At 67.8% G+C, this 2995-nt stretch carries 3 protein-coding genes; 2 read left to right on the forward strand and 1 reads right to left on the reverse strand.

Annotated elements, in window-relative coordinates:
* The coding region (locus tag AC1DOC_RS26915; protein WP_478130849.1) for a LysR family transcriptional regulator at positions 1 to 650 on the reverse strand (650 nt) is incomplete at its 3' end.
* A gap of 115 nt (positions 651 to 765) precedes the next feature.
* Between AC1DOC_RS26915 and AC1DOC_RS26920 the strand changes: the two genes are divergently transcribed.
* The gene (locus AC1DOC_RS26920; RefSeq protein WP_436298957.1) at positions 766 to 1782 is read left to right on the forward strand and encodes a Bug family tripartite tricarboxylate transporter substrate binding protein; all 1017 of its coding nucleotides are present in this window, start codon (positions 766 to 768) and stop codon (positions 1780 to 1782) included.
* Positions 1783 to 1810: 28 nt separating this feature from the next.
* Positions 1811 to 2857: an Ldh family oxidoreductase gene (locus AC1DOC_RS26925; protein WP_478084262.1), complete on the forward strand. Its 1047-nt coding sequence runs from the start codon at positions 1811 to 1813 to the stop codon at positions 2855 to 2857.
* Positions 2858 to 2995: the final 138 nt, after the last annotated feature.

Genomic DNA, 2995 nt, shown 5'->3' on the forward strand with positions numbered 1-2995 from the left:
GGCTTGCTCTCCACATGGCTGAGGGCCTGGTCGATCAGGAAGCGGTTGCCGCTGCCCTGCGCAATGGTCACGTATTCGTGCCGCGCCAGTTCGGCCCAGGTGACGCGCTTGTGCTTCGCAAGCGGATGCCCGGCGGGGCAGGCGACGACGAAGCGCTCTTCGAGCAGCGGTTCGAAATCGATGTCGGGCTCCTGGGTGCCGATGTAGGTCAAGCCGAAGTCCGCGTCTCCGCGGGCCACGGCCATGAGGATCTCGGCGGACGATTCGTCGATGAGGCGAATGCGCACCCTCGGGTAGGCCTCGTGGAACTGCTTGATCGCCGCAGGCAGGAAGTAGCCGACCGCCGACGGCACGCAGGCGATGGTGACTTGGCCGGAGACCCGGTCGGTGACTTCCTTGATGCCGACGAGCGCGTCCTCCAGTTCGCGCATGACGCTGCGCGCCTTGGGCACGAAGGCCCGCCCGATGGTCGTGAGCTCGACCTTGCGCGTGGTCCGATTGAACAGGGTCACGCCCAGCGCCGATTCGAGCTTGTCGATGCGGCGCGACAACGCGGACTGCGACAGGTGCAGGTTGTMGGAGGCCGCGCGGAAGCTCGAGAAATCGGCCACCGACAAGAAAGCCCGCAGATCGGCCAGATCGAAATTCATGCGTTTGAAGCAAAAGTAGCCCGGATATTTGCAATTTACACCAGCTGTGCGCTTGGAGATCATTCGTCTCGCAGCGGCCCATGTCCGAGGCCGCACCACCAAGAGACAGACATCCATGCCCACATCGATCCGCACGCCCCATCGCCGATGGACAGCGCCGTTCGCGGCCTTGCGCCGAACGGCCTTCCTGATTGCCGCAGCCTCGCTCGCGGCGACGGCACCGTTCGCCCACGCGGCCTGGCCGGAAAAGCCGGTGCGCCTCGTCGTGCCATATGGGCCGGGAGGGAGTTCCGACGTCATTGCGCGGCTGCTCGCCAACGAGATGTCCAGAACGCTCGGACAGGCCGTGATCGTCGACAACAAGGCCGGCGCCTCCGGCATCATCGCCATGCAGGAAGTGGCGCGCGCGGCGCCCGATGGCTACAACATCGTGCTGGGGCACGTCGGCACCCTGGCGGTCAATCCCGCGATGTTCGGCAAGCTGCCGTATGGCGACGAGGATTTCGCGCCGGTCGCCCTGCTGGCCAAGGTGCCGATGGTGTTTGCCGTGGGCGCGAAGGTGCCCGCGCAGACGCTTGCGGAGTTTGTCGCGCTGGCCAAGGCCCAGCCCGGCAAGCTCAACTATGGCTCCGCGGGCAACGGCAGTGCCGGCCACCTGGCGTTCGAGATGCTGAAGGTCACGGCCCACATCGACGTCACCCATGTGCCGTACAAGGGCACCGGCGCCCAGCTCAACGACCTGCTGGCGGGAAACACCGACGCCGCTTCCGCCGGACCGCCCGGCTTCATCGCGCAGGCCAAGGCCGGAAAGATCAGGATCATCGCGAGCGGCTCACCGCAGCGGCTGAGCGCACTGCCCAGCGTTCCCACGGTGGCCGAGCTCGGCTATCCCGGCTTCGACAGCTCCCAGTGGTTCGGCATCCTGGCGCCGGCCAGGACGCCGCCGGAGATCGTCAGCCGTCTGCACGAGGCCGCGGTCAAGGCGCTGGGCGTTCCGGCCGTGCGTGCGCGCCTCGAGGAAGACGGCAGCACGGCGTCGCCCATGGCACCTGCGGAGTTCGCCAAATTCATCAAGGCCGAGCGCGACCGCTGGGGCAGCGTCGTGCGCAAGGCCGGCCTCAAAGCCGAATGAAGCCGCCATCCATCACCTGAAAGCCATCATGAACACGACCATTGAAAAACAACGCGTCCTGCGCGAGCCCGAATTGCTTGAACTCGGCACGCGCGCCTTCGAGGGCCTCGGGCTCGCGCACGAGGACGCACGCGACGTCGCCAGGATCCTGGTCATGGCCGATCTGTTCGGCCTGTCCACGCACGGCCTCGGCCGCATCGAGTCCTACGGGGAGCGGTTGGGCGTCGGCGGCATCAAGGCCAGGCCGCGCATCACGCGGGAGCAGCGGGCGCCCGCCATCGTCTGCATCGACGGCGACAACGGCGTCGGCCCCCTGGTTGGCATGCGCGCGCTGGAAGCGGCCATGGACACGGCCAGGCAGACAGGCGTGGGCGTCGCCTTCGCGCGCGGCAGCAACCACTTCGGCCCGGTCTCGCCCTATTCGCTGATTGCGGCCGAAGCCGGCTTCGCGAGCATCATCGGCAGCAATGCCACCACCACCATCGCGCCGTGGGGCGGCAGCGATGCGCGCCTGGGCAACAGCCCGGTTGGCTTCGCCGTGCCGAACCCAGGCGGCCGTCCGTTCCTGCTGGACATGGCCATCAGCGTGGCCGCCCGCGCCAAGATCCGCAACGCGCTCAAGCGCGGCGATGCGATTCCGGTCACCTGGGCGACCGACAAGGCGGGCCGCACCACGACCGATCCGGCGGCGGCGCTCGAAGGCTTCCTGCTTCCGATCGGCGGGCACAAGGGCTACGGGCTGGCGTTGCTCGTGGACCTCTTTGCCGGCCTGCTGTCGGGCGCGGCCTACCTCACGCATGTGAAGTCGTGGGTCGATGCACCCGACGAGCCGCAGAACCTGGGGCACTTCTTCATCCTCATCGACACGCGGCACCTCGGCTCCACCATATGGCTCGCGCAGCGCATGAACGATTTCGCGGCCATCCTCCATGGCAGCCCGCCCGCGGAGGCATCGCGTCCCGTCCTTGTGCCGGGCGAGATCGAGCTGGACAACCTGGCACGCCACCGGCGCGACGGCCTCGCGCTGGATCCTGCCGTGCTCGCATTGCTCGAAGAGCATGCTGCCAAGCCATGAGCCCCCGCCCGGCCGTTCCGAAGGGGGCTCGCACCGCAGTGCGAAGCACGGAGGTTAGCCAATGACCGCCGAATCTTCCACCCGGTCGGCACTCATGCCCGCGGGCGTGCTGCGTGCGTCGATCAACCTCGGCAACCC

The organism is Variovorax sp. 01T439_2, from assembly GCF_056398445.1.